Genomic DNA, 24151 nt, shown 5'->3' on the forward strand with positions numbered 1-24151 from the left:
GGTCAGTCCGTTCCCGTGTACCGGCGTCAGAGCGGCGAGAACAGGTCGACGACCTGTTGCCCGACCGGGGGCTGTTGCACTTCCGTCAGACGTCCGCGGCCGCCATAGGAGATTCGTGCTTCGGCGATACGCTCGTAGGAGATCATGTTCTGGGCGTCGACATCCTGCGGCCGGACGATACCGCCGACGTTGAGGATGCGGATTTCGTGGTTCACGCGCACTTCCTGCGAGCCGCTGATGATGAGGTTGCCGTTCTCCAGAATGCCGGTCACCACGGCGGCCACCAGCAACGTCAGCTTTTCGGAACGCTTGGTCTTGCCTTTCGCCTGGGTGTCGGTGTCGGAGCCGTATTTGATGCTCGAGTCCGCTTCCGGGGTCCAGCCGAAGATTTCGGCCTTGGCCTTCCAGTTCAGGCCGCTGGCATTGGTGCGGTTGCGCTCGGTCTCATTGTCGAAATCGGCCTTGTCATTGATCTGGATGTTGACGGTCAGAATGTCGCCGATGTTGAGCGCGCGAAGGTCCTTGAACAGCGCACCCTGGCTGTCGCTCCACAGCGAATAGCCGCTGGCCATGTGCTTCGGCTGCTTGGGATACATGCCCATCTGCGGCGTCTGGCTGAATTGCAGGCCGCTGCCGATCGGGCTCATCGCGGGCGCGTTGCCGATTTCCTTCAGGGTCTGGTTGTTCTGGCAGCCGGCAAGCAGAGCGAGCGGCAGGAGGAGGGCCGGAAGACGACGCGCGGTCATGAAGGATCCTTCGAAGTGTTTTTGTCGGTTGCCTGCGACATGATGCCGGCGACGGTTGCGGCTTTCGCCGCATCCATTTCGCTGAGGATCAGGCCGGATTGGCGCGGCGGCAGCTGCATGATGATGGCGGCGGCGATCTCCACATGCATCTTTTCGAGCTGGGGTGCTGCGGCATCCGGCTTCATCGTCTTGTAGACATCAACAAGATTGGCTTTCGCCTGGGCGAGAAAATGTTCGCGGCGCGCCAGCCAGTCCTCATATTCCGCCTTGCGGTCTTCCAGCACGGCAATGCGCTCATTGACGTCGGACTGCAGCTTTTCCAGCTCCTGCTTCTGCATAAGATAACGCTGGTCGCGGGCCGCATCGGCGATGTTGGTGCAGAATTTCTGGATTTCATCCTGCGTGCTGAGTTCGGACACCACATTCTGCTGGCTTTCCGCGCCAGCGGCCGGCAGAAGGAATAGCAGCGAGGCGACGGCCGCGAAGCGAGTAAGGCCATTCGGGAATATGTTTTTCTTCTGATGTTCCATCATTGCAGCACAAGCTCCGCCTGAAGGGCACCAGCGGATTTGATGCCTTGCAGAATGGCGATGATACCGTCCGCCTTGAGCCCGATGCTGTTGAGACCGGCAACCAGTGTGCGAAGGTCGGGACCTTCGACGATGGCGACCTTGCTGCCTTCCTGCATGGCCATGATATCCGTCTGCGGCTGCACGGCTGTTTGGCCGCGCGAAAATGGCGCCGGCTGGATGACCTGCGGCGATTCCGTCACCTGCACGGTCAGCGTTCCGTAGCTGACGGCGACGCGGGAAATGCGCACATCCGCACCGATGACGATGGTGCCGGTACGTTCGTTGATGACGACCTTGGCAGGCGTATCCGTCTCGACCGTCAGATTTTCGATTTCCGCCATCAGTCGCGTCAGATCAGCGGTGCGCGGCTTCTGCACCGCAATTTCCTGCGAATCGCGCGGCTCGGCGATGCCATCTCCGTAACGGGCGCGGGCAAAGGCGTTGACGACATCCGCGACCCGCACGGCCGTCGAGAAGTCCGGGTTGCGCAGCTGAAGGACCAGATTGACCGAATCCTTGAACTTGGACGGCAGTTCGCGCTCGATGATCGCACCGTTCGGCACGCGGGCGGAGGTGGTGACGCCCTGCGTCAGCGTCGCGGCATCGCCCTGTGCGGAAAAGCCGTTGACGATCAGCGCACCCTGCGCGACCGCGTAAATCTGGCCGTCTGCGCCCGAAAGCGAGGTCATGATGAGCGTGCCGCCGCGCAGCGACGAGGCGTCGCCCAGCGAGCTGACTGTCACGTCGACACGGCTGCCGGGGCTGGCGAAGGGTGGCAGATTGGTTGTCACCATCACGGCGGCGATGTTCTTGGCGTTCGACTGGCCGCCCTGCGTGGTGATGCCGAGGTTTTGCAGCATCGCGCGCATGGATTGCTCGGTAAACGGCGAGGAGCGCAGGCTGTCGCCTGTGCCCTGCAGGCCGACCACGAGACCGTAGCCGATCAGCTGGTTGTCGCGCCCGGCCTGCAGCGATGCAATATCCTTGATACGGGATGTATCCGCATGGGCTGCGGGCAGCGAGAGGAAAGGTTGGGTCGAAAACAGAACGGCCGCGGCCAGGATACGAAGCACTCTCATTTCGCCATCACCTGAATGGTTCCGTCCTTCATGACCGTGCCACTGACCATCACGCCGGAATCGATGTTGCGTACCCGCACGACTTCGCCGAGCGAGCCATCGGTCATCGGCGTTCCCGAAGCCATCAGCGTCATATTGCCGATTGTGAAGACGAGTTTGACGCTGGTGCCGCGCGTGACGAGCGACGGTTCGCGCAAGGCGGCAACGGGGATCGTGCGGCCGGGAAGCAGGGTCTGCTTGGAGATCATGCCTTCCACTTCGCTGATATCGCTCGCATAACCCGAGGAAATATTGGGATTGGTCACTTCGACAGGCTTCACCTGGTCAGGCGAGATGGTCTCACCCGGATAGATGGTGCGCGTCGGGACCAGCGCCATCGGCGCCTGTGCAAGGGCGGGGGCAAGCGCCCCCAGCGAAAAGGCAGACGCAAGGCACATACGGACGAGCGCCGTTCTGTTGCTGCTATGTTTCCGGCCAAACCTCATGTTCGCCTGCCTTTCCGTTCTTACTTCAGGTTCTTGCTGACAATCGAAGCCATTTCGTCAGCGGTGGTGATGACCTTGGAATTCATCTCGTAGGCGCGCTGCGCCGTGATCAGATCGGTGATTTCCTTGACGGCGTCGACGTTCGAGCCTTCGAGGTAGGATTGCTTGATGTAGCCGTAGCTCGGATCATCAGGCACGCCGACGACCGCGTCGCCGGAGGCCGGCGTCTGGGCGAAGAGGTTGTCGCCCAGCGGCTTCAGGCCTGCTTCATTGGCGAAGTTGGCGATGGTCAGCTGGCCGAGTTCGGTGAAATCGGTGGCATTGCCGATGCGGGCCGTGACCTGACCCGTGCGGGTCACGGTGATGTCCTGCGCGTCCGTCGGGATATTGATGTTCGGGATGACGTTATAGCCGTCGACCGTCACCAGATTACCGTCGGCATTCTTGTTGAAGGCGCCTGCGCGGCTGTAAAGCGTCGAACCGTCGGCCGCCTCGATCTGGAACCAGCCCTGGCCTATGATCGCGACGTCCAGCTTGTTGCCGGTCTCGATCAGATTGCCCTGGGTGTGGATGTTGCGCACGGCCGAGGTCTGTACGCCGAGGCCGATATTGGCGCCCTCGGGCACGATCGCCTGGTTGGCGCGGTTCGGCACGCCCTGCATACGCTCGGTCTGGTAAAGAAGGTCGGTGAACTCCGCACGCGCGCGCTTGTAGCCGGTGGTGTTGATGTTGGCGATGTTGTTGGCAATGACTTCCAGATTGGTCTGCTGGGCGTCCATACCGGTGGCAGCGATGGCAAGAGCTCTCATGTCAATATTCCTGTGGGCTAGATCTGCATTTTGGTAATGTCGAGATAGGCCGACACGATCTTGTCTCGGAGCGCGATAGCGGTCTGCAGCGACTGTTCGGCCGAAAGCATGGCATCGACCACTTCACGCGTATTCGCCTTGCCCTGAATGCCTTCGAAGGAAGCGACTTCCGCCTTCTTCAGATTGTTCATCGCATCCACCGATATATTGCCGAGAACGCTGGCGAAGCTTGCGCCCGTCTGCTGGGCGGGCGTCGTCTGCTCGCTGCCGAAAACGCTTTCCGTCAGCGAGGAAATACCGCTTGCGCCGCGGGTGAGCGAAAGGGAACTGACTTGCTTGATACCGTCGATCATTGCGATGCCTTCAGAAGGTCGATTGTGGAGGCGACGAGGTCGCGCGTCTGGCGGATGACCTGAAGGTTGGCGTCGTAGCTGCGGTTGGCTTCGCGCATGTCCGCCATTTCAATCAGGATGTTGACGTTGGGCATCTTCACCATGCCGTTGCTGTCTGCGGCCGGGTTGCCGGGGTCGTATTCGTTGATGAAATCGCCACGGTCGACGCCGAGCTTCTTCACCGTCACGCGCTCTACGCCGCTGACGCGGTCGAGCTCGGACCCGAAGGTGACGGTCTTGCGGCGATAGGGGTCGGCGCCGGGGGTGTCGCCGGTGGATCTGGCGTTGGCAATGTTTTCCGAAACAATGCGCAGGCGCGTGGACTGCACTTCGAGACCGCTGCCGGCGATCTTGCTCGCCGCACTCAAGGGATCCATGGCTTACCTCTTAACCGTCATCAGCATCATGCGATGGAAGGATTTGACGAGATTGGCGTTCAGCTCGTACTGCCGCTTGATCTCGCCGGTCTTGGTCATTTCTTCAGCGAGCGCGACCGAATTGCCGGACTCCTGCATGCCGATCTCGTTGTTGATCGGGTTGTCGCGCACTGCGATATTGTCGCTGAGGGTGCTCTCGCCGAAGTGGGCAGGGTTGGTCCTCGCCATGCCGACTTGCTGGCTGGTGGCCTGCATGACCGCTTCGAAAGGGCTGACATCCTTGGCGTGGAACTTGGGTGTGTTGGCGTTGGCGATGTTGGTCGCCACGACTTCCTGCCGCACGCTCAGCCATTCCGCTTGGCGGGATGCCAGTTCGAACAGTTGAATCGGTTGCATAGACTTCTCCATCTCGTATGCCCCGAACCTACGGGGCTAATCTTGCGTCAGACTTGCGGGGAGGGGAGACGGCGCTGGCCAAAGGCCGGAAGCGGGACGGAAGAGGGTCTGCCGGAGATAAAAGCGCATGTCTCCATTGCGGCACGCGTCGCTTTGAATGGCCAAATGCGGCTGTCACGCCCATTCCAGAGAGCGCCGCGCAGGGTGGCTCGGAAGCGGATTCGATTCACCTTGAACGCGGCCCGATATTAGCGCTAGAGTGGTGAGAACGATGGGAGACAATCATGGATCTGGTAATTCCAAGTGCCGCCAATCTCGGCCTGTTCATCAGCGCCACGCTGGTGCTGCTTCTCGTGCCCGGCCCCGCAGTCCTTTATATCTTCGCACGCTCGGTCGAACAGGGTCGTTCCGCCGGTCTCGTTTCAATCCTTGGCATCCATACGGCGACACTCGTTCATGTCGTCGCTGCCGCTGTCGGATTGTCGGCGCTGCTCGCCTCGTCTGCGCTCGCCTTCAGCGTGGTGAAATATGCCGGTGCGGCCTATCTGATCTGGCTTGGCCTCAAAAAGCTCTTCGGCTCGTCGGACATTCCCGATATCGAGGGCGGTTTGCCGACGCGCAGCCGCATGCGCATCTTTCGCGAGGGCTTCATCGTCAACCTCCTCAATCCGAAGACGGCCTTGTTCTTTCTGGCTTTCCTGCCGCAGTTCGTTGAGGTCGGAAGGGGCCATGTGGCAATGCAGATCGCTTTTCTCGGCATTCTCTACACGGTGATCGGCGTTTTGACGGATGGGACATATGCCCTTGTGGCGGGAACGGCCGGCAACTGGCTGAAGCGCAGCCCGGTTTATCTCAGCGCTGAACGTTGGGTTAGCGGTTTCGTCTATATCGGTCTCGGTGTGACGGCGGCTTTTGCCGGCAACCAGAGAAAATAAACCGCGGGACTCGCAGTAGCCGTCCCTGACGGCTACTGCGGGGACAGCCCAGATTACCGATGGAATGACGCCGCAAAGGGGTCTTTGCGGCGGTCATCGGGAAGTTTTGCTTTGGGAGTGTTGTCACCGAGATGCGCAACGCGGCCTTCCGCTCATGGGTGGCCGGACTATTTTTCCGGATGATAGGTTCTTCCGGAGGACGTCTCTATCAACCACTCGCCGTTGCGTTGCTCGATCTTCGTCAGCAGCGCATTGTCAGGCAGGGTCGAGCCGACCCTCACCATATACATGCCCGAACCGTCCTCAATTAGGGCGCGGCCATTGGCGACATGCAGCAGACGGAACGATGTCTGGCCGGGGAAGGGCTGGTCTTCGATCCCCGCTGCCAGGTCGTTCTGTTTTTCCTTGCCGCCTGCGTTCACGGTGGCCGTCGTCAGCATGTCGGGCAGCTCCGCCGGCGGCGGGGTGTCTTCCTTGTTGCGGTTGGTCATGGCCATCGGCGAAACGCTGAAGACTTCCCGCGGCCCGGTATGGGGCAGATCGCGCGTGCGATCGCCGCCCGCCACCTTCATGCCGAATTTTTCTTCGTTGAAAAACACGTACCAGGGGAAAAAGGCTGCTGCAGCGGCGAGCCCGATGCCCGTCCATGCGAGAATACGGTCGGGTGTAAAGAAAACCGGCTTCGGCAGCACGTCTTCATCGTGGCTATTGTCGTTCCGCTTTTTCCTCACGGGTCAGCCTCTCATTCTCGGGGTTACCTGCGGCTGACCGTTCTGCGCGCCGCCGCGCAATGCGGTCGCCAGGTCGGCATAGGCATCCAGCGCTGCCGGCTCGCTCGGCAGTTGTTTCAACGTTTCATAGATGATCGGCACCTGCTTCACCGCCATGTCGAGATCGGGGTCGGTACCGGGCCGATAACCGCCGATGAGGCGAAGATCGCGCGTTTCCTCGAAGCGATGCACCAGCGCCTTGAGGCGCGAGACCAGCTTTTCCTGATCCGGTGTCCAGGCCTTCTTGGCGAGACGGGAGATCGAGGCGAGCGGATTGATCGGCGGGTAACGGCCTTCTTCGGCAAGGCTGCGGTCAAGCACGATATGACCGTCGAGAATACCGCGGGTCGAATCGGCAATCGGATCGTTATGATTATCGCCATCCACGAGGATGGAGACGATGGCGGTGATGGTGCCGGTGCCTTCGGCGCCCGGTCCCGCCCGTTCCAGCAGTCGCGGCAGTTCGGTAAAGACCGAAGCGGGATAACCGCGTGCGACAGGCGGTTCGCCCGAAGCGACCGCCACTTCGCGGATCGCATGGGCAAATCGCGTCACGCTGTCGATGATGAGAAGAACATTGTCGCCCTGATCGCGAAAATGCTCGGCGATGGTAACGGCGGAAAGCGGGGCCATCTTGCGCAGCATCGGGCTTTCATCGCTTGTCGCAACAACGGCGATGGACTTGCTCATGTTCTCGCCCATTGTGTCTTCGATGAACTCGCGCACTTCACGGCCGCGTTCGCCGACAAGCGCAATCACCACCTTGTCGAAGGCATCTGCCTTGGCGAGCATTGACAGCAACGTGGATTTACCGACGCCAGAGCCAGCAAAAATGCCGAGGCGCTGGCCGAGGCAAAGCGGCGAGAAGATATCGATAGCGCGAACACCCGTCTTAAAGGGTGTCTCCACACGCTTGCGGGTCATTGAAGGTGGTGCGTTGTTTGAAATCGAGCGACGTTCAATGCCCGGCGCAAGCGGCCCCTGATTGTCGATGGGTTCGCCCAGCGCGTTGATCGTGCGACCGCACCAGCTGTTATCGGGCGCGACGCGGAAAGCGCCCTTGCGGATGACGGTGTCGTGAATGCCGATCGGCTCGCCGGGCTCGATGGGGCAGACATAGCAGATGTCCGGCTCCACGCGCACCACTTCGCCGAGATGAATGCCGGTCGCGCTGCGATGGGCGACGAATTCACCGAGCCGCACATGCCGCGACAGGCCGGAAACCGTATAGTGCCCGGCGGCGATGGTGCGGACATGACCGCCATGCGCAACCGAGAACTCCGGATCGGCATAATGCCCGGCGAGGCTCGCCAGCTGCGCGAGCTTCGGTGAAATGGCATCAGCCGAGAGCATGGATTCCGGCATTGTCATCAGTCAGTTCCTCAACGCGCGCCGCCAAGCGTCTTGATGCCCTCGCCGAAGGTCGATTCGGTATCGCGCATCAGCGAGGAGATGCTTTCAAAGGCGCGGTTGACTTGGATGAGCTGGGTCATCTGGGAAATGCCGTTGACGTTCGACTGCTCGAGGTAACCCTGAACGACGCCGACTTCATGGTTGTTGACCACCGGAACCGGCTGGGCCACCGGCTTCACGCCGCTATTGGGATGACGCAGGAAACCCTGCGAAAAATCCGCCTGAAAGATGCCGAGGGTAGCGACGATGTTTTCGTTCTGCCGGATGGCTCCATCGAGACCGACGGTGATCGGGCCGCCATTCGGATTGAGCTGGATCGGACCGCCGCCGGCATCGAGAACGGGATAACCGCTCGAGGAGATGAGCGCGCCGTCCGGACGCATGGTGAAACGGCCGTCGCGGGTCAGAATCTGGCCATCGGGGGTATCCAGCGAAAACCAGGCGTCGCCCTTGATGGCAAAATCGAAGGAATTGCCAGTCTGCTCGAAAGCGCCCTGACGAGTGGAAAGATAGTCGTTGCCCTGCGAAACGAAGGCCACCCGAGCGTTCATGTCATTGTGATTCTTGGCGACCATTTCGTCGAATTTCACTTCGGAACCGCGAAAACCGACGGTGTTCACATTCGCCATATTGTCGGAAATGGTGGTGAGACGGCGCTCCAGCGCTATCTGTGAGGAGAGGGCGACATATAGTCCGGATTGCATATCATTTGCCTCCGAGTTTCAGGGAGTTGATCGAGATCAGCAGGTCAGGGGAAATGCCGTAGCCGCTGGAGGAGCCGAAAACGGCCAAAGGGTCGTAGGTCGTCGAGGGGTTTTGCATTTCCCACATGATGGTGAAACGCTCGAGCAGCTTTCCAACCTTTTCGGGGTCCTGCAGATCCTTGATATTGATGCTCTTTTCGATGAGCGCCGCCTGTTTGTCGATGTCGGCCGCGGAAAATGCGTCGGGGAGGTTGAACGTTGTGCGAAACACCTGCGCGAGCGCGTCGTCGGCGAGAAAATCGAGGCCGGATGTGATGGTTGATGCCTTGCGTTCGAAATAAAGGGCGAGCCGGACACCGTTATTGTCATCACCGGCTTCCTGTTCCAGGGTCTGGCGCGTGTATTTGCTGATGACGCCCGTTTGGGCCGCGTCGACCGAAGTCGCCGCTGCGCCCAGGCCGGCAAAATCCAGCGACTTCGCAAAATCCGCATAACGGCTGTCGGAAAGCTTGTTGGCGAAAGCGTCCTTGTCCGAGGCGCCTTCCGTCAGCACCTTGCGGATGAAAGCCTTCGCATAGGCCATGTCCTCAAGGCCGTGGGCCTTCAGCGCGTAATTGTAAAGGCGCGTATCGGCCATGAAGTCGTCGATGGATTTCACGTCGCCGATCTTCGCGCGATAATATTCGGTCTCGCGCGCCACGTCGGGCTGTTCCGACACCCGCTCAAGCGATTTGCCGATATCCTGACTGATCAGTCTGTAGCTGGTGTAGGTGGAAGTCACTGAACCGCCGCTCTCGTTTGATCCCGATCTCAAGGCGCACGTCCGCCTTTGTCGGCATAGTGCCGTGGCTTGCTTGTGCGAAACTGGCTGGAGACAGGAATGCGAGAGCGGCTTTGCGGACAGGTTCACGCAAGCCACATTTTTTAGACATGGCGCCATGGAACACTGTTCGGGCGTGGTCGATCAATGAATATTGTAATTGGACTTATAATCACCTTCGGCTGCATCATCGGCGGCTACATGGCGATGGGCGGTCATCTGGACGTGCTGGTTCAGCCGTTCGAATTGATGATCATCGGCGGCGCCGGTCTCGGCGGCTTCATCATGGCGAACCCCATGAAAGTCGTGAAGGATTCGGGCAAGGCGCTCGGCGAGGCCTTCAAGCATTCGGTCCCGAAGGAGCGAAACTATCTCGACGTGCTCGGCGTGCTCTATTCGCTGATGCGCGACCTGCGCACGAAATCGCGCAACGAGATCGAGGCCCATATCGACAATCCGGAAGAATCCTCGATTTTCCAGAGCGCGCCATCGGTTCTGAAGAACAAGGAATTGACCTCGTTCATCTGCGACTATGTTCGCCTCATCATCATCGGCAACGCCCGAAGCCACGAAATCGAGGCGCTGATGGATGAGGAAATCGAAACCATCCTGAACGACAAGCTGAAACCTTATCACGCGATTACCACCATGGGGGATTCCTTCCCTGCCATCGGTATCGTCGCGGCGGTTCTCGGCGTTATCAAGGCCATGGGCAAGATCAACGAATCGCCGGAAGTGCTGGGCGGCCTCATCGGCGCCGCGCTCGTCGGCACCATGCTCGGCATCATCCTGTCCTATTCGATCTGCAACCCGCTGGCGTCCCAGGTCAAGATCGTCCGCACCAAGCAGCACCGCCTCTACATCATCGTCAAGCAGACGCTGATCGCTTACATGAACGGCTCGGTGCCGCAGGTCGCACTCGAATATGGCCGCAAGACCATCTCCAACTACGAGCGGCCATCTATTGACGCCGTCGAGCAGGAGATGATGAACCCCGGCGGCGAAAACAAGGCGGCATGACGATGGCAAAAGCTGCAGCGCAACAAGCACCGGCCATCGACACGGCCCTTCTGGCAAAGTTGACGGGCGGATTATCCGATCGCAAGACGATCGCCAAGATCGGTTCCGATATCGGCCATCTCTACAGCGAGTTCCTGCCAGACATCTTCCACAGCGAGACCGGCATCGCGATCGACGTCGAATATGTCGGTTCCGAATCGGGACTGATGACCGATCTCATCGCCAATGTCGGGAGCAATGTCGCGGTTGCCGATTGTTCCCTGCGCAACTGGTGCCCCAATTTCATGATGACGGTCGGCAACGGTTTCGTCATCGCGCTCATGGAGCGCATGCTGGGCGCGTCGCCGGACATGATTGGCGAGCCGGACGAGCGCAGCCTCTCCCATATCGAGCTTGATCTCGCGGCCATGGTTCTTGGCCGCATCGCAGGTGTCCTGCGCTCCGGTGTCAACGCGCCGGGCGGATTTGAGGCAACCATCGATCCGCCATTCAATTCCAACGGCAAAAGCGCCTTCGACGAGATGATCGCCGGCCTCTACGGCGTGACCATCCGCCTGAAGGTCGATATTGGCAAGGTATCGTCGGAGTTCTCGCTGATCGTGCCGCAGCGCGCCCTGCTCAAGACTTCCATCGTCGCCCCCAAGGCTTCAGCCCAGGCGCTGAAGAAGCAGGAGGAATGGATGGAAATGATTTCGGAGCAGGTGAAGCGATCGCAGGTCACGCTCGAGGCGCGAATCAAGCTCGAAACACTGACGCTCAGGACGATTTCCAAGCTGGTGGCCGGCGATGTCATTCCGTTTCAGGCTCTGAAGCAGGACGATATCGGCGTTGAGGTCAGCGCCAACGGTTCCAAGCTCTACAATTGCGAATTCGGCAAGTCCGGCGACCGCTACATGGTTCGGGTGAAGAACAATGTCAGCACTGACGACGAGATCTTACGACATTTGATGGGTTAAAATCCTGCCCGGCCTTCGAGGATTTGGGCAGGTTGACGCAAGTTTCAAAGGGAATAATCAGCGCATGGCTACGAAGAAAACACCTGTGACCGATGATGCGGCGCTGCCGTCGTTTGAAGACGACGGCGACCTCGACCAGGCTATCGGCGATCTGCGTGGCGTCCTCAAGACGGATGCGGAAGGCTCGCTCTCCGATTTCGGCGACTTCGGCGATTTCGGAACGACGGACGAGGTTTCGACGGACACCGATCTTTCCGCCTTCGGTGGCGGAACGGACGATTTTGCGATGGACGATTTTGCCGCCGCCCCGCAGGTTGCGGGTGTGAAGGCGCCGCTTGGCAGCGGATTGTCCGAAAACATGGAAATGATCATGGACATCCCGATCGATGTCCAGATCGTTCTTGGCACCAGCAGAATGCTCGTTTCGGGGCTGATGAGCCTTGAAGAAGGAGCAACGATCGCACTCGACCGCAAGATCGGCGAGCCGGTTGAAATCATGGTGAATGGCCGCCGTATTGCGCGCGGTGAGATAACGGTTCTGGAAGACGACGATACGCGCTTCGGCGTAAAATTGATTGAAGTACTGAGTACGAAGAAAGCCTGATCCCTGTGGGGACGGAGAGGAAAGACCATGATGGACTTCGAGGATTTCGGTAACCCCATTGCGGGCAAGCCGTTGTCTCAGGCCGACAAGGCGGCCGCGGTGCTTCTTGCCATGGGCAAGGGCGTCGCCGGCAAGCTGCTGAAGTTTTTCACGCAGCACGAATTGCAGATGATCATTTCCTCGGCTCAGACCCTGCGCGTCATTCCTCCGGATGAGCTCGCGCAGATCGTGGCGGAATTCGAAGACCTGTTCACGGAAGGAACGGGCCTGATGGACAATGCCAAGGCAATCGAAAGCATTCTCGAAGAAGGGCTGACACCGGAAGAAGTCGACAGCCTTCTCGGTCGCCGCGCGGCCTTCCAGGCCTATGAAGCGTCGATCTGGGACCGTCTTCAGGAAGCCGAGCCGGAATTCGTCGGCAAGTTCCTGTTGCGCGAGCATCCGCAGACCATCGCTTATATTCTCTCCATGCTGCCTTCCTCTTTTGGCGCCAAGGTTCTCCTGACCATTCCGGAAGAGCAACGCGCCGACATCATGAACCGTACGGTAAACATGAAGGAAGTCAGCCCGACCGCCGCGCAGATCATCGAGAAGCGCGTGGTCAACCTCATCAACGAGATCGAGGCCGAGCGCAATGCCGGCGGCTCGACAAAGGTTGCCGATCTGATGAACGAACTGGACAAGCCGCAGGTCGACACGTTGCTCAGCTCGCTCGAAACGCTCAGCAAGGAAGCCGCAAACAAGGTCAAGCCGAAGATCTTCCTCTTCGACGACCTCATGTTCATGCCGCAGCGCAGCCGCGTCCTGCTGCTCAACGATGTTTCGGCCGATGTTCTGACCATGGCGCTACGCGGCGCCACGATGGAAATCAAGGAATGCGTGCTCTCCAGCATCAGCCCGCGCCAGCGCCGTATGATCGAATCGGACCTTTCCGTGCCGCAAGCCTCGATCAATACCCGCGAAGTGGCGATCGCACGCCGCGCCGTCGCTCAAGAAGCGATCCGGCTCGCCAATTCCGGCCAGATCCAGCTAAAGGAAGCCGCCGCGGACGAACAGTCGGCCGCCGCTTAAGCGGAAGCCGGTTGATAACCCGCCTCCAGGGCGGAGCCGGCCATTGCGATGGCCGGCCACGAACGCTAGTTTCGGGATGACGGCCTGCCGGGATCGGCGGGCCTTTTTTATTTCGGGAACGTGCCTTGGCAGACGATCAGGACAAGGACAGTAAAACAGAAGACCCCACGGAGAAAAAACTTCGTGATGCGGCGGAAAAAGGCAATCTTCCATTTTCGCGCGAAGTGCCGATCTTTGCGTCGTCGCTCGCCTTTTACTGCTATCTGGTTTTTTTTCTGCCCGATGGTGCCGGCCGTCTCGGTGTCACCCTGAAGGACCTGTTCGGCCAGCCCGAACAATGGAACCTCAGCACCCGGCCGGATGCCCTGTCGCTGCTCTATTTTCTCGGCACGTCCGTTGCTTACCTGCTCATGCCGGCGATGATCATGTTCATCGTTTTCGGGCTTGCCTCGTCTTTCCTGCAGAACCTGCCGTCGCCGGTGCTGGAGCGGGTGCGTCCGCAATGGTCACGCATTTCACCGGCAAAAGGCTTCACCCGTATCTATAGCAAGCAGGGCTTTGTGGAATTCGCCAAATCGGTGTTCAAGATCATGATCGTTTCGGTCATCATGTTCTTCGCGCTTCGCGGTGATTTCTACAGCCTCATCGATCTGATGTTTTCCGATCCGCAGGTGATTTTCGTCCGGTTGGTTGAAATCGTCAAGAAAATGATGGTGGTCATCCTGCTCTCGACAGCGCTGCTCGCCGCCGTGGACGTCTTGTGGACGCGCCATCATTGGTTCAGCCAGCTGAAAATGACGAAGCATGAGGTGAAGGAAGAATACAAGCAGTCGCAGGGTGACCCGGTGGTCAAGTCCCGCCAGCGCTCGATCGCCCGCGACCGTGCCCGCCGCCGCATGATCAACAACGTGCCGCGCGCGACACTCGTCATCGCCAACCCGACACACTTTGCGGTAGCACTGCGTTACGTGCGCGAAGAAGGAGACGCACCTGTCGTCGTTGCCAAGGGTCAGGACCTTATCGCATTGAAAATCCGCGAGATTGCGGAAGAAAACAATATCCCTGTTTTTGAAGACCCACCGCTTGCACGCTCCATGTTTGCGCAAGTCTCGGTAGATAGTGTGATTCCACCAGCCTTCTACAAGGCTGTGGCGGAGCTCGTTCATCGGGTTTACGCCATGAAGTCATCGAAAATACGGGTTCAATAAAACCAATGAAAAAATCCGCCTATTCCGAACAGCGGGAAATGATCGTCGCAGAGGCGATCAACCCGATCGCCACCGAATTACGCTTGTTAGACCCGGCCGACCTGATTTCGCTGCTCCGATTCGAGTGCTACGGCAGCATCGCCGACCTCGTTTCCTCGGCGGCGGAGCTTTATTACCATCCTGGTACGATCAATTTCGGCACCGGCGGCGAATATAAGCTCGAATGGGAAGGCGCGCCGGAGATCGTTCTCGATCTCGAGCTGAAGCCGAAGGGCGCCACGGTCTATGCGCGATTGACACTCGCCAACGAGCATGCGGCGATCGAGATCAATCACGTCTCGTTTCAGAACCCTTCCGAAAACCCGGACGAGAATACCGAGTTTCTCCGCCACAGCCTGGCTGCTGCCCGATTCGTGGCCACCCGTCAGGGCGAAGCGGCTTAACCGTATCAGCCGCCACATCTTTTCATCAAGTAAGTTGCGCTCGTTCATATCACGGGCGCAACCGCGTTTTTCCGGTGCGTTTTGATCCGGGCTTGCCCGAAGCCTGCCGGTTTATGCGAAACCCGGCTGCGAAGGTCAGGAACGCCTTGCAAATCAGTCTCGTTGTTTGTTACCTATCGCATTAACGATTTGTTAACGAACGGCAGGTCGCGGTGGTCGGTTCAGACCATTGGCGATGCGCATGATGCTTCTGCTCGTTGTCGGCACCGCGCCGGATTTCTTTTTAAATTTTGAGTTGGGTGGACCCCATGACCAGCATTTTGACCAATGCGGCGGCGATGGCCGCGCTGCAAACCCTGCGCATGATCGACAAGAGCCTCGAGACAACACAGGCGCGCGTATCTTCCGGTTACCGTGTCGAGACGGCCGCGGATAATGCGGCCTACTGGTCCATTGCAACGACGATGCGCTCCGACAATAATGCGCTTTCGGCCGTGCAGGATGCTTTGGGTCTGGGAGCCGCCAAGGTCGATACCGCCTATGATGCGCTTGAAAGCACGATTGAGGTTGTCAAGCAGATCAAGGCCAAGCTCGTTGCGGCTTACGGCGTGGGCGCCGACCGCAGCAAGATTCAGGATGAAATCAAACAGCTTCAGGAACAGCTGAAGAGCATCTCCGAATCGGCCTCCTTCTCGGGTGAAAATTGGCTGCAGGCCAGCATCAGCAACGGCGGCACGCCGCCGGTTGAAGAAGCGATCATCAAAAAGGTCGTTGCATCCTTCACGCGCACGGGCTCGGGCAATGTCGGGGTCACCACCGTCGACTACACGCTCGACGGCAGCACCGTGCTTTTCGACCTCAGTGGCGGAAAGCTCGGGATTCTCGACAAGAACGCCGTTTTTGTCAGCAAGACGGAATATGAAGTCACCCAGACGTCAACGACTGCTGGCACGACGACGGATACGAGCTATGTCGTGCCGAAGCTGACCGATGCACAGATCGGCGCGCTGAATGCCGCGACGGCGGATACGAATACCGATCCGAATGTCTACGGCAACGGAACCGACAATTATCTACGACTCGCCGAAAATGTATGGGTCAAGGTGACGGCGACAGATCCGTCGAGCGGCGGCGTCACCGTTTCCCCAGCCTATCGTGACACCGGTAGCAACGACTGGTTTTACGACACCAGCAGTGGAACGGCTTCGACCGGTCGTTCCCTCGAGTTTTCCGTCTCCACCCTCGATCTCGCCAAGCTTGACGTCGTCGCGGCAGCCATGGGCGGTTTTGCCGGCGGCGGCACGACCTATACCGATGCCGACGCCATCGACATGATGATGTCTTTCGTGGACAAGCGGCTTGAGGCGATGACTAGTACGGCTTCCAGCCTGGGTTCGCTGCAGAGCCGCATCAGCATGCAGGACAATTTCGTCTCCAGCCTGATGGATGTGATCGACAAGGGCGTTGGCCGTCTCGTCGATGCTGACATGAACGAGGAATCGACCAGATTGAAAGCGCTGCAGACGCAGCAGCAGCTCGGCATCCAGGCGCTCTCCATCGCCAACGCCAATGCGGAAAATATCCTCCAGCTCTTCAAGTAACGGGTCTGGCCGGCGTGGGCACGAGGGGATGGAGGGGCGCAGGCTTGCTGATCGAGCCCGCCTTCATCTTCGCACAAGTTTGAACACCTAACGTCGGGTCAATATGGGGCGGATTGCATGGCGTGATCTGGCCGGGAAACGTGGAAGAGACGGGCAGGGTAGCAAGGATGACGGTGGTGCCGCCAAACGGCTTAGAGCATTTCCAGGAAAAGTGGGTTCCGGTTTTCCGTCCGGAAATGCGACAGAACGCGTCAGATCGCAGGCAGCGAAACATGTACCGCCCCTTTGGCCTGTTTTGCTGGGGGCGGGCATGAGCGCGTCCATTGCACGATATCTCAAGGACTTCGGTGACACCCAGCCTGCCGGGATGGCCTTTGGCGATCCATTGGCGGATGTCGACGCCACATCCGCTTTTGTCGGTCTCGCAACGGGTTTCGATGACTTCGAAACCGTCGATGTTGAAGGTGAAAAACAGGCGGCTTACGCCCGCGGTCGCGAAGACGCCACCCGCGAGATCACTGAAAAGATGCAGGCGGAGAGGGAAGAGCTGATCGCTGCCCATACGGCTGAGCTGGAAACCCTGCGTTCGGGCCATCTTGAAGAAATCGCAGCTTCCCTGTCCCGGGGGCTGCGCGAGGGCATCGACGCGATTGCAGCCAATCTCAGCGAGCAGACCGCCAATATCCTTGCTCCGGTCCTGACGGAAAAGCTGTCGCTCAAGGCGGTCTCCGCGCTGGCGGATGTGGTGCGTAGCGCCATGCCGGATGGCGAAGAGGTCACGCTTGTCGTGAAAGGCCCGAAAGATTTGTTCGAGCGGCTGAAGACGCAGCCGGGCTTTGAAGAAGAAACGATGAAATTTACCGAGACCGCCGATATCGATCTTTCCGTCGAGCTGGGTGAAAGCGTGTTTGTGACGCGCATGTCCGCCTGGGCGTCCAGTCTTCGCAAGGTGATGAAATGAGTGAAGGCGAAAATCACCACCACGGCAAGAACGAGATCATCATCGTCAAGCGCCACAAGGGCGGGCATGACGGCGCCCATGGGGGTGCGTGGAAAATCGCCTATGCTGACTTCATGACGGCGATGATGGCGTTCTTCCTCGTGATGTGGCTGGTCAATGCCGCCAACGAGGAAACCAAGGCCTCGGTCGCGAGCTACTTTAACCCTATCAAGCTATCCGATGAGAAACCCTCGTCCAAGGGGTTGGAAAAGCCTGTCGATAAGGAAGAGGGCGTCCAGAAGAAGGATCAGTCCAACATCCAGGCGGAAAAAGTCACCAAAGGCTCCGCTGCGGCGACGGGCGAAGATCTGACCTCCCAGACCGGTGAACAGTCGAATTTCTCCGAAGCGGACTTTTTCGAAAATCCTTACTCCGTGCTCGCCGAAATTGCCCAGCAGGTGGGGCAGCAGGCCAATGTCAGCGCCAAGGGCGAGGGCGGCGCTGCTGATTCCGGCCCGGCGACGGGCGCTAGCGGCGGTGAAGCCTATCGCGATCCCTTCGATCCCGATTTCTGGACTCAGCAGGTGAAAATCACCCGCGCCGATCAACCGCAAAAACCGGTTGAACAGCAGCAACTCGCCGAGAACAAGCAAGAGGATGCGGCCGAAAACGCTCAGGCGGTCGCACTTAAGGCGTCCGAGACACCGGCCGACAACGCGGAAGACGGCAAGTCGATGGAAGTCGCTGCCGTGGTGCCGCAGCAGCGTCCGGACGCCGCAGAGCAGGCAGCGCTTGCGCAGCCGAAGCCGGATGAGCCGCGACAGGCAAGCGATGTTGAGCAAAAGGCGAGCGATGCCGACTGGGAAAAGGCCGACACGCTGCGTGAGGAGATCGAAAAGCAAATCTCAGGCATCACCGGCAGGCTTTCCGAAGGTCTGGTGGTGACGCCGGCGGAAGGCGGGTTGCTGCTTACCATTTCCGACCAGACGGAAACGCCGATGTTCAATATCGGATCGGCCGTTCCCCGGCGTGAAATGGTTCTGGCCATGGAAAAAATCGGTAAACTGCTTCAGGAGCGCGGCGGCAGCGTGGTGATCCGCGGCCATACCGACGGACGGCAGTTCAAGGGCGAGGCCAATGACAACTGGCGGCTCTCCATGGATCGCGCTCACAGCGCCTATTACATGCTGGTGCGCGGTGGTCTGTCGGAAGAGCGGGTAAAGCAGGTCTCGGGTTTTGCGGACCGCAGATTGCAGGTGCCGGCAGACCCTATGGCGGACGCCAACCGCCGCATCGAAATTCTGCTTGAGGCCGATCGGGGGTGAAAGTGACGAAAACCTCGAAACGCTGGCTTCTTCTTGCGGCGACGCTTTGCGGTCTCGGCTCCGAGCCGGGCAGGGCGTTGTCGCAGTCGCAAGACAATCTCATGCCCTATTCCATGCTGCGCTCCCTGCAATTCGTGCAGGATTCGGTCGCCATGGGCGACCATTCCGCCTCGGAAATGCAGCGATTTCTACTCCAGACCATCGATGAGCGGCTGAAGAGCGCGCCTTCGGCGATCTTCAAGGATCCGCGCAATGTCGATGCGGCGCTCATCTATGCGATGAGCGGCGGCAATCCGTCCACGCTGGAGTTTCTGGTCGCGCGCGATGTGGATGGCAATTTCGACAGCCGCGTCGCCGATGTCCTGCGCAAATACCTCTCCGGCAAGGGAACCCTTGTCGCGCAGAGCATTGCGGCCATGGTGCCGGAATATCGCGGCAAGCGGATTGGCGCCTATCTGGCGCTGATCAGCGGGAATGTGACAATCCCGCGCGATCCGCTGGCTGCGCTCGGCTTTTACGACATCGCCCGGCTCGAAGCGCCGGGCACCATCGTCGAGGAGGCCGCATTGCGCCGCTCGCTCGCCATTGCGGTCGAGGACGGCGATGCGGCGCGCGGCGTCGATTATGCGCAGCGTTATGCGCGGCGGTTCCTGCATTCGCCCTATGCCAGCCAGTTCGCAGACCTTCTGGTTTCGCTGGTGGTCAAGCGCGCCGATTCCATCGGCCATGAGGCGATACAGGAAACCTTTGCCATGATGGATACGGAAAGGCAGAAGGAAGCCTATCTGCGGCTTTCGCGGCTGGCGGCGATCAGCGGCAAGGATTCACTGGCGCGCATGGCGGCGTTGAAGGCGAAGGCGCTGTCTCCGGCACTGCCGGGTGAGCCGGAAGTGCAGGCCAATCTCTATGAAAGCCTTTCCAATATCGGCACGCCCGATGTGGTGAGCGCGATCGAGACAATCGGGCAAATTCCCGAAGCGCAGCTTTCGGATCGGGACAAGGCCTTGCGGGAGGCGGCAAGGACGATTGCCGATCAGGTGGTTCGTCCTCCTTCCCCGCAGGCCGGCGTTGAGGCCGAGACTGCGGCCGCGAATGAGACCGGGCGGGATCCGCCCGAAAATGAGGCGGGCGCTGCCGATGCAAAAAGCATATGGCGGGTCGAAACCCAGAAGGTTGACGACGAGGGCGATAATGTGCGGCAGCTCGTGACGAGCGGCCGCAGCAAGCTCGATGAAATCGACAGCCTGTTGAAGAAAGGCGAGGGGGCACCATGATCGACGCAACCATCAACACGATAGTGAATGCGCCGCCATCCGATCCGCGCGCCGGCGGCGCCGGCGTCAGGGACGACGCCAAAGGCGGCAGTTTCGGTGATGCCCTTTCCACGGTCCGGGACGAGCGCCCGCCGCACGCGCTGCATTCGCGGCGTCAGCAGGACGAAAATCCGGCTGAAGGACAGCAGTCGCAGCCCGATGGCGAGGCGGAAAAGATGGATGTCCCGGTCAAGCGCCCCCCAACATTTCTCAATGCGATGGTCAAGGAGCATGCCGGCGAAGGTCGTGCCCAGGAGGCCGTGGCCGAGTTTCAAAACGCTGTGAAAACGGTCCGCGCGACGCCGGAAAACGGCAAGACGGGCAAGAAGCTCAAAGACAACGTCGACAAGGGCGCCGAAGCGGCGGACGATGCGATCGATCCGAAGTTGACGGAACTGCAGATGGCGACGGCCGCTGCCGCCGATATGGCGACCGCCAAGACACCGCTTGAGGAGATTGCCCAGGCGATTGCCGGCAAGGCCGACACGGTTAAATCAGACCGGGGTGAACCCGTCCGGAGCAAGGCCGAGCACTCGATCAAGGACATGCCGACAGGGATTGCACCCGCCGGTAACGAGGCGGGTTCGGGTTCGGAAAACGAGGGCGACGCCGCGGCATTCCGTTTTTCCTCGCCGCGTTCGGGCGCGGCCCGTGCTTTGGATATGAGCACGGTTCAGCGTGACGGCCGCGTCGAGTTCGACGCGCGGGAAAGCACCGGCAAGACGACCGACACCATAACGGTTCTCGATTCACGGCGGTTCATTGGCCTCGCGCCTTCGACCAACGCCTCGGCTCTGACCGGCCTGATCGTCAATGATCCGGAATGGGTGAGCGCCATGCAGCCCGGTTCGTCGCTGTCCAATGCGGCGGCCCAGAGCAGCACAGGCAAGGTCGTCCATACGCTGAAGCTGCACATGACGCCGATCGAGCTTGGGTCGGTGACGATGTCATTGCGTCTTGCCGGTGACGAGCTTTCCGTTCACATGACGGTGGAGAGTGTTGCGGCCTATAAAAAGCTGCAGGAAGACAGCAAGAGCATCCTTGACGGCCTCAAGGCCCAGGGGCTGACGGTCGACAACATCACTATCAGCGTCGCTTCTTCCGACAAGAGTGACCAAACGGGCACACAAGGCAACAATCAGCAAAATCAGCAGGCGCAGCAGCAGGGGCAGCAAGCCGCCGCCGGGCGCAACCGTGACGAGTCCGGGGCGCGCGGCGACCGGCAAGGCAATGGCAATAATTTGGGGGTGCATAATGAAGGCATGGATGGCGCTCTTGGGTCTGCCCGCACTTCTGCTGACAATGGCGTCTACCTCTGACAACGCGTCCGCTTCGGCAACATCAGGTGTCTGCGAAAGAGAGATTCAGTCGGCGGCACGCAAATATGGCGTGCCGGAGGGAATTCTCTATTCGGTGGGGCTGACCGAAACGGGCCGCAAGGGACGGCTCGACCCTAACGCCATGAATATTGAGGGAAAACCGGTATTTGCCGCCTCCACCGAGGAGGCTTTGACCACTTTCGAGGCGGCGAAGCGCAACGGCGCGAAGCTAATCGACCTCGGATGCATGCAGATCAATCATTATTTTCATGGCGAAAACTTCGCATCCGCGCGGGAAATGTTCGATCCGCGCCGCAATGTGGAATATGCCGCCATGTTCCTGCGCAATCTCCACAACAGGCATGAGACCTGGACCATGGCGGTCGCGCGCTATCATGCAGGCCCGAATAATGACCCCGCGCAGAAGAAATATGTCTGCCGTGTCATCGCCAATCTGGTGGCGACAGGCTACGGGAAATGGACCCCCAATGCGAAAAGTTTCTGTGACGGATAACAACCTGAAATTGCCTTCAGACGTTGCGGGACTCGTATTTCGAAATGTGGCGATAGATTGATCGAAAAAAGGCGCTTCAAGCGGTTTTTTAGGAATTTTGAAATTTCTACACAAAAATTTTGTGCCATATATGGTTAATACCCACTATATATAGATCAAATCGGCACAAAATGGTTAATCAATTATTAATATCTATCGATGATTTTCTACAGTTGTTCGTGAATCCCCTGATTCGTACCAATGCCACATTGGAAAACACCACACTGATTCGGAGGCGGACGAATGATCGTAGTGGTTGATGAGCGCGAGCTCGTTAAAGACGGCTATACATCTCTATTTGGGCGTGAGGGCATTCCCTCGACCGGGTTCGATCCGGTCGAATTCGGGGAGTGGGTCTCGACGGCGGCGGAAAGCGATCTTGCGGCTGTTGAAGCCTTCCTGATCGGCCAGGGCGACCGGAGCTTTTCTTTGCCGAAGGCGATCAGGGATCGCACGACGGCCCCGGTGATCGCGGTCAGCGACCAGCCCTCGCTGGAATCGACGCTGGCGCTTTTCGACAGCGGCGTTGACGATGTCGTGCGCAAGCCGGTGCACCCCCGTGAGATCCTTGCGCGTGCAGCGGCGATCCGTCGCCGATTGCAGGTCATCTCGAATTTTACCGATGCGGGACCGATCCGGGTTTTCTCTGATGGCCGCGACCCGGAGGTGGGTGGTGAAGTGTTCCCCTTGCCGCGCCGTGAGCGCCGCATCCTCGAATACTTGATCGCCAATCGCGGACGCCGCGTTTCCAAGACGCAGATTTTCAATGCCATCTACGGCATCTTCGATGACGACGTCGAAGAGAACGTCGTCGAAAGCCATATCAGCAAGCTGCGCAAGAAGCTGCGCAAGAAGCTTGGCTACGATCCGGTCGATTCCAAGCGGTTCCTCGGCTACAGCATCGACTGGCAGTGATTTTCATTGACCCGCGTGGTCTTTTTCAAACGCGGTATTTCAGACAGCTTCACGCAAGCCAAACGCTTTACCTTCTCCCTGAAAGATGACCACGAGGGTTTTTGAATGAGTATTTTCGGCACTATGCGAACCGGTGTGTCCGGCATGAATGCACAGGCGAACAAGCTGGGCACCGTGGGCGATAACATCGCCAATGCAAGCACCACCGGCTACAAGCGCGCATCGACGTCGTTCTCCTCGCTCGTTCTGCCCTCCTCGTCGGGCAGCTATGCTTCCGGCGGCGTGCAGTCCAACGTTCGCTACAGCATTTCGGAGCAGGGCAACCTCTCCTACACCACCTCGAGCACCGACCTTGCCATTCAGGGCAACGGCTTCTTCGTGGTTCAGGACGGTGCGGGCACGCCCTACCTCACACGCGCCGGTTCTTTCGTGAAGAATTCGGAAGGGTATCTCGAAAACGCTGCCGGCTTCCAGCTGATGGGTTACCCCTACGGCTCCAATCCGCCGGCAGCGGTCGTCAATGGCTTCACGGGTCTTGAAGCCATCAACGTCAACGATTTCGGCCTGACGGCATCGCCCTCCACGCAGGGTAGCTTCCCCGCCAATCTCAATCGCGACGACAAGGCCGCAACGGCACCGCTACCGAGTTCCAACTCCGCGACTGCGGCGTTTGGCAACAAGACATCGTTGACGGCGTTCGACAGCGGCGGCGCGAAGGTGCTCTACGACTTCTACTACACCAAGACCGGCGACAACACCTGGGAAGTAGCGGTTTATCGTCAGGATCAGTCGACGAATGGCGGTTTCCCTTACACGGCAACCCCTGCGGCTAATCTTGTTCAGACAAAGGTGGATCTGGAATTCGATCCTGCCACGAACAAGCTCACGGCCGCATCTCCCAAAGGGATCACGATTAACGATCAGGTCAGTGGCGTGCCGCAGGCGATTGATATCGATCTGTCGCAGATGACGCAGTTTTCGGCAAAGTTCACCCCCGGCACAGCAGTGCTGAACGGTAACGGTCCGAGCCAGATCAAGGATGTCGAAATCGGCAAGGATGGTCTGGTGACGGCGGTCTATCAGGATGGCGGTCGCCGCAACATCTACCAGCTGGCGCTGGCCACGGTGCCGAGCGTCGACAATCTGAGCCCGCAGAACGGCAACGTCTATCTGCCGAGCAACGAGTCGGGTGTCGTTACCATCGGCTTCCCGCAATCGGGCAGCTTCGGTTACATCCAGAAGGGTGCGCTGGAGGGCTCGAACGTCGATATCGCCAGCGAACTCACCGATATGATTGAATCACAGCGTATCTACACAGCGAATTCGAAAGTCTTCCAGACTGGATCGGATTTGATGGACGTCCTGATCAATCTGAAGAGATAATA

At 59.2% G+C, this 24151-nt stretch carries 26 protein-coding genes and 1 pseudogene; 15 read left to right on the forward strand and 12 right to left on the reverse strand.

Going from position 1 to position 24151, the window contains the following annotated elements:
* Window positions 1-26: 26 nt before the first annotated feature.
* From flgH to flgB, 8 genes and pseudogenes are all read right to left on the reverse strand, one after another.
* Entirely contained in the window at window positions 27-746 is a 720-nt protein-coding gene (gene flgH / locus ACQZ48_RS04525) for a flagellar basal body L-ring protein FlgH (protein WP_077983413.1), read from the reverse strand.
* Window positions 743-1279, reverse strand: coding sequence for a MotE family protein (locus ACQZ48_RS04530; protein ID WP_077983412.1), 537 nt, complete (start codon window positions 1277-1279; stop codon window positions 743-745). The genes flgH and ACQZ48_RS04530 overlap by 4 nt, the downstream gene beginning before the upstream one ends.
* A pseudogene (locus tag ACQZ48_RS04535) lies at window positions 1276-2328 on the reverse strand (flagellar basal body P-ring protein FlgI); the annotation flags it as partial. The pseudogene ACQZ48_RS04535 and the gene ACQZ48_RS04530, both read right to left, overlap by 4 nt.
* A gap of 65 nt (window positions 2329-2393) precedes the next feature.
* The gene (flgA, locus tag ACQZ48_RS04540) at window positions 2394-2882 is read right to left on the reverse strand and encodes a flagellar basal body P-ring formation chaperone FlgA (RefSeq protein WP_077983410.1); all 489 of its coding nucleotides are present in this window, start codon (window positions 2880-2882) and stop codon (window positions 2394-2396) included.
* 20 nt (window positions 2883-2902) lie between these two features.
* On the reverse strand, window positions 2903-3691 hold the full coding sequence (flgG, locus tag ACQZ48_RS04545) for a flagellar basal-body rod protein FlgG (RefSeq protein WP_077983409.1): 789 nt from the start codon (window positions 3689-3691) through the stop codon (window positions 2903-2905).
* Window positions 3692-3708: 17 nt separating this feature from the next.
* On the reverse strand, window positions 3709-4044 hold the full coding sequence (locus tag ACQZ48_RS04550; RefSeq protein ID WP_020811276.1) for a flagellar hook-basal body complex protein FliE: 336 nt from the start codon (window positions 4042-4044) through the stop codon (window positions 3709-3711).
* Window positions 4041-4460, reverse strand: a complete 420-nt coding sequence (flgC, locus tag ACQZ48_RS04555) for a flagellar basal body rod protein FlgC (RefSeq protein ID WP_065114841.1) — start codon at window positions 4458-4460, stop codon at window positions 4041-4043. The genes ACQZ48_RS04550 and flgC overlap by 4 nt, the downstream gene beginning before the upstream one ends.
* A gap of 3 nt (window positions 4461-4463) precedes the next feature.
* The gene (gene flgB / locus ACQZ48_RS04560) at window positions 4464-4856 is read right to left on the reverse strand and encodes a flagellar basal body rod protein FlgB (RefSeq protein ID WP_077983438.1); all 393 of its coding nucleotides are present in this window, start codon (window positions 4854-4856) and stop codon (window positions 4464-4466) included.
* Between the two features lie 284 nt (window positions 4857-5140).
* Here flgB and ACQZ48_RS04565 point away from each other — a divergent pair, with 284 nt between their 5' ends.
* Window positions 5141-5791: a LysE family translocator gene (locus ACQZ48_RS04565; RefSeq protein WP_080791375.1), complete on the forward strand. Its 651-nt coding sequence runs from the start codon at window positions 5141-5143 to the stop codon at window positions 5789-5791.
* 167 nt (window positions 5792-5958) lie between these two features.
* On the opposite strand, the gene ACQZ48_RS04570 is transcribed toward ACQZ48_RS04565, so the two are convergent.
* The 4 genes from ACQZ48_RS04570 to ACQZ48_RS04585 are packed head-to-tail and all read right to left on the reverse strand — an operon-like array spanning window position 5959 to window position 9459.
* Entirely contained in the window at window positions 5959-6522 is a 564-nt protein-coding gene (locus ACQZ48_RS04570; protein ID WP_191217076.1) for a hypothetical protein, read from the reverse strand.
* A gap of 3 nt (window positions 6523-6525) precedes the next feature.
* The gene (gene fliI / locus ACQZ48_RS04575) at window positions 6526-7932 is read right to left on the reverse strand and encodes a flagellar protein export ATPase FliI (protein WP_077983407.1); all 1407 of its coding nucleotides are present in this window, start codon (window positions 7930-7932) and stop codon (window positions 6526-6528) included.
* An 11-nt stretch (window positions 7933-7943) separates the two neighbouring features.
* Complete coding sequence (gene flgF, locus ACQZ48_RS04580; RefSeq protein WP_065114846.1) at window positions 7944-8678, reverse strand: flagellar basal-body rod protein FlgF; 735 nt, start codon at window positions 8676-8678, stop codon at window positions 7944-7946.
* A gap of 1 nt (window position 8679) precedes the next feature.
* Window positions 8680-9459, reverse strand: coding sequence for a DUF1217 domain-containing protein (locus ACQZ48_RS04585; protein ID WP_089153245.1), 780 nt, complete (start codon window positions 9457-9459; stop codon window positions 8680-8682).
* A 186-nt stretch (window positions 9460-9645) separates the two neighbouring features.
* On the opposite strand from ACQZ48_RS04585, the gene motA reads away from it, so the two are divergent.
* The 14 genes from motA to ACQZ48_RS04655 all read left to right on the forward strand — a co-directional run bounded on the left by motA (window position 9646) and on the right by ACQZ48_RS04655 (window position 24149).
* Window positions 9646-10518: a flagellar motor stator protein MotA gene (gene motA, locus ACQZ48_RS04590; protein WP_020010426.1), complete on the forward strand. Its 873-nt coding sequence runs from the start codon at window positions 9646-9648 to the stop codon at window positions 10516-10518.
* A complete protein-coding gene (locus ACQZ48_RS04595) occupies window positions 10515-11474 on the forward strand; it encodes a FliM/FliN family flagellar motor switch protein (RefSeq protein WP_162520463.1) in 960 nt (319 codons plus the stop codon). The genes motA and ACQZ48_RS04595 overlap by 4 nt, the downstream gene beginning before the upstream one ends.
* Window positions 11475-11538: 64 nt before the next feature.
* Window positions 11539-12078, forward strand: a complete 540-nt coding sequence (gene fliN / locus ACQZ48_RS04600) for a flagellar motor switch protein FliN (protein ID WP_077983405.1) — start codon at window positions 11539-11541, stop codon at window positions 12076-12078.
* A 27-nt stretch (window positions 12079-12105) separates the two neighbouring features.
* Window positions 12106-13149 carry a flagellar motor switch protein FliG gene (gene fliG / locus ACQZ48_RS04605; protein WP_077983404.1) on the forward strand — a complete coding sequence of 348 codons (1044 nt, stop codon included), beginning with the start codon at window positions 12106-12108 and terminating at the stop codon, window positions 13147-13149.
* Window positions 13150-13274: 125 nt separating this feature from the next.
* Window positions 13275-14357 (forward strand): flagellar biosynthesis protein FlhB, encoded by a 1083-nt coding sequence (flhB, locus tag ACQZ48_RS04610; RefSeq protein ID WP_077983403.1) that lies wholly within the window; start codon window positions 13275-13277, stop codon window positions 14355-14357.
* Window positions 14358-14362: 5 nt separating this feature from the next.
* Window positions 14363-14800: a hypothetical protein gene (locus ACQZ48_RS04615; RefSeq protein WP_077983402.1), complete on the forward strand. Its 438-nt coding sequence runs from the start codon at window positions 14363-14365 to the stop codon at window positions 14798-14800.
* A 308-nt stretch (window positions 14801-15108) separates the two neighbouring features.
* Complete coding sequence (locus ACQZ48_RS04620) at window positions 15109-16401, forward strand: flagellin N-terminal helical domain-containing protein (RefSeq protein WP_077983401.1); 1293 nt, start codon at window positions 15109-15111, stop codon at window positions 16399-16401.
* Between the two features lie 310 nt (window positions 16402-16711).
* Window positions 16712-17362: a hypothetical protein gene (locus ACQZ48_RS04625; protein ID WP_077983400.1), complete on the forward strand. Its 651-nt coding sequence runs from the start codon at window positions 16712-16714 to the stop codon at window positions 17360-17362.
* The gene (locus ACQZ48_RS04630; protein ID WP_077983399.1) at window positions 17359-18666 is read left to right on the forward strand and encodes a MotB family protein; all 1308 of its coding nucleotides are present in this window, start codon (window positions 17359-17361) and stop codon (window positions 18664-18666) included. The genes ACQZ48_RS04625 and ACQZ48_RS04630 overlap by 4 nt, the downstream gene beginning before the upstream one ends.
* Window positions 18663-19940: a chemotaxis protein MotC gene (motC, locus tag ACQZ48_RS04635; protein WP_191217074.1), complete on the forward strand. Its 1278-nt coding sequence runs from the start codon at window positions 18663-18665 to the stop codon at window positions 19938-19940. Before ACQZ48_RS04630 ends, motC begins: the two co-directional genes overlap by 4 nt.
* Window positions 19937-21298 (forward strand): flagellar hook-length control protein FliK, encoded by a 1362-nt coding sequence (gene fliK / locus ACQZ48_RS04640; protein ID WP_191217073.1) that lies wholly within the window; start codon window positions 19937-19939, stop codon window positions 21296-21298. Before motC ends, fliK begins: the two co-directional genes overlap by 4 nt.
* Window positions 21246-21812 carry a lytic transglycosylase domain-containing protein gene (locus tag ACQZ48_RS04645; protein ID WP_162520464.1) on the forward strand — a complete coding sequence of 189 codons (567 nt, stop codon included), beginning with the start codon at window positions 21246-21248 and terminating at the stop codon, window positions 21810-21812. Before fliK ends, ACQZ48_RS04645 begins: the two co-directional genes overlap by 53 nt.
* A gap of 282 nt (window positions 21813-22094) precedes the next feature.
* The gene (locus tag ACQZ48_RS04650; RefSeq protein ID WP_046800597.1) at window positions 22095-22766 is read left to right on the forward strand and encodes a response regulator transcription factor; all 672 of its coding nucleotides are present in this window, start codon (window positions 22095-22097) and stop codon (window positions 22764-22766) included.
* Between the two features lie 105 nt (window positions 22767-22871).
* A complete protein-coding gene (locus tag ACQZ48_RS04655; RefSeq protein ID WP_191217072.1) occupies window positions 22872-24149 on the forward strand; it encodes a flagellar hook protein FlgE in 1278 nt (425 codons plus the stop codon).
* Window positions 24150-24151 lie beyond the last annotated feature (2 nt).

It is taken from the genome of Agrobacterium sp. 22-209-1 (assembly GCF_053522485.1).

Bases quoted from the DNA above. Each gene is read 5' to 3' on its own strand.
- ACQZ48_RS04645 (WP_162520464.1), top strand. From the start codon at position 21,246: ATGGCGCTCTTGGGTCTGCCCGCACTTCTGCTGACAATGGCGTCTACC.
- flgB (WP_077983438.1), bottom strand. From the start codon at position 4,856: ATGCAACCGATTCAACTGTTCGAACTGGCATCCCGCCAAGCGGAATGG.
- ACQZ48_RS04565 (WP_080791375.1), top strand. From the start codon at position 5,141: ATGGATCTGGTAATTCCAAGTGCCGCCAATCTCGGCCTGTTCATCAGC.
- flgA (WP_077983410.1), bottom strand. From the start codon at position 2,882: ATGAGGTTTGGCCGGAAACATAGCAGCAACAGAACGGCGCTCGTCCGT.
- fliN (WP_077983405.1), top strand. From the start codon at position 11,539: ATGGCTACGAAGAAAACACCTGTGACCGATGATGCGGCGCTGCCGTCG.
- flgF (WP_065114846.1), bottom strand. From the start codon at position 8,678: ATGCAATCCGGACTATATGTCGCCCTCTCCTCACAGATAGCGCTGGAG.
- motA (WP_020010426.1), top strand. From the start codon at position 9,646: ATGAATATTGTAATTGGACTTATAATCACCTTCGGCTGCATCATCGGC.
- ACQZ48_RS04650 (WP_046800597.1), top strand. From the start codon at position 22,095: ATGATCGTAGTGGTTGATGAGCGCGAGCTCGTTAAAGACGGCTATACA.
- ACQZ48_RS04530 (WP_077983412.1), bottom strand. From the start codon at position 1,279: ATGATGGAACATCAGAAGAAAAACATATTCCCGAATGGCCTTACTCGC.
- ACQZ48_RS04620 (WP_077983401.1), top strand. From the start codon at position 15,109: ATGACCAGCATTTTGACCAATGCGGCGGCGATGGCCGCGCTGCAAACC.
- fliG (WP_077983404.1), top strand. From the start codon at position 12,106: ATGATGGACTTCGAGGATTTCGGTAACCCCATTGCGGGCAAGCCGTTG.
- flgH (WP_077983413.1), bottom strand. From the start codon at position 746: ATGACCGCGCGTCGTCTTCCGGCCCTCCTCCTGCCGCTCGCTCTGCTT.
- ACQZ48_RS04630 (WP_077983399.1), top strand. From the start codon at position 17,359: ATGAGTGAAGGCGAAAATCACCACCACGGCAAGAACGAGATCATCATC.
- ACQZ48_RS04625 (WP_077983400.1), top strand. From the start codon at position 16,712: ATGAGCGCGTCCATTGCACGATATCTCAAGGACTTCGGTGACACCCAG.
- fliK (WP_191217073.1), top strand. From the start codon at position 19,937: ATGATCGACGCAACCATCAACACGATAGTGAATGCGCCGCCATCCGAT.
- flgG (WP_077983409.1), bottom strand. From the start codon at position 3,691: ATGAGAGCTCTTGCCATCGCTGCCACCGGTATGGACGCCCAGCAGACC.
- ACQZ48_RS04550 (WP_020811276.1), bottom strand. From the start codon at position 4,044: ATGATCGACGGTATCAAGCAAGTCAGTTCCCTTTCGCTCACCCGCGGC.
- ACQZ48_RS04655 (WP_191217072.1), top strand. From the start codon at position 22,872: ATGAGTATTTTCGGCACTATGCGAACCGGTGTGTCCGGCATGAATGCA.
- flgC (WP_065114841.1), bottom strand. From the start codon at position 4,460: ATGGATCCCTTGAGTGCGGCGAGCAAGATCGCCGGCAGCGGTCTCGAA.
- fliI (WP_077983407.1), bottom strand. From the start codon at position 7,932: ATGACAATGCCGGAATCCATGCTCTCGGCTGATGCCATTTCACCGAAG.
- ACQZ48_RS04615 (WP_077983402.1), top strand. From the start codon at position 14,363: ATGAAAAAATCCGCCTATTCCGAACAGCGGGAAATGATCGTCGCAGAG.
- ACQZ48_RS04595 (WP_162520463.1), top strand. From the start codon at position 10,515: ATGACGATGGCAAAAGCTGCAGCGCAACAAGCACCGGCCATCGACACG.